The following is an 841-nucleotide window of genomic DNA, read 5'->3' on the forward strand; positions in this document are numbered from 1 at the left end:
TAAGACCGTGGATGATGCTCAGAAGACTCTCCTGGTTCTTTCCGTACTTGGTAAGACTGAAGAGTAAATCTGGTCTGAGCCATAGTTTGGTTTGACGCAAGTGGAGGATGTCGCACATTTTCATCACAGCCATGGCGTATTCGTAACCGCTTTTTTCTTGGGTCTTTTTGCTCACGCCCATGGCGGTTTCTAGGAGCATTTCAACTGTTGCTTCAGACATGTAGTCGTGACAATCGAATTCCTTGCTTCCTTCTTTACGGAGTTTTTCTACGGTTGCCCTGCTGTTGGCGTTGAAGAGTTCGATGAAGCTCTTGAGGACGTTCAAGTGGAATGTGGGGGCGATCAGTTTCCTGTGGGCTCTCCATTTTTGGCCACTGCTGATTAGGAGTCCATCACCCAACCATGGTTTGAAGAATCTGTATTCGGCTGATTTGTCGATGTAGACGTGGCTGCTTAGGATGATTTCAACGTCTCGTGGGTCGAAGAGGAAGATCAGGAGTTTTGGGCCGATCCATACCTTAACCACACTCTCAAAGTCGAACGAGTGACTGTATACACGTTTAAATATTGATGGTGAAGATCCGACAAATTCTAAGGCGTTTCCAATGATGGGCCATCCTTTGGGTCCTGGGATCCTTTCTGCCAATTCTAACATATGTCGCCTGCTCAGTTTCCAATAAGCGTACCATAGGATCAGTGCGGGTACCAACAGGAAATAAAAAACACTTGTTGCGGATACGAGTCCCGTTTGGGAAACCATATCCGGGGACGTTTCTCCCACAGCCATCTTGTATTTAATTGATCTTGTGCTCACTGTTTGAAGTTGCCAATTGAAGGGCAG

At 46.6% G+C, this 841-nt stretch carries 1 protein-coding gene; it reads right to left on the reverse strand.

Features of this window, described 5'->3' with window-relative positions; genetic code table 11:
• On the reverse strand, positions 1–787 hold a 787-nt coding region (locus tag EK369_RS22850), incomplete at its 3' end, for a cytochrome P450 (protein ID WP_127116284.1).
• Positions 788–841 lie beyond the last annotated feature (54 nt).

This window comes from Shimia sediminis (assembly GCF_003990645.1).
Taxonomy (GTDB): domain Bacteria; phylum Pseudomonadota; class Alphaproteobacteria; order Rhodobacterales; family Rhodobacteraceae; genus Shimia; species Shimia sediminis.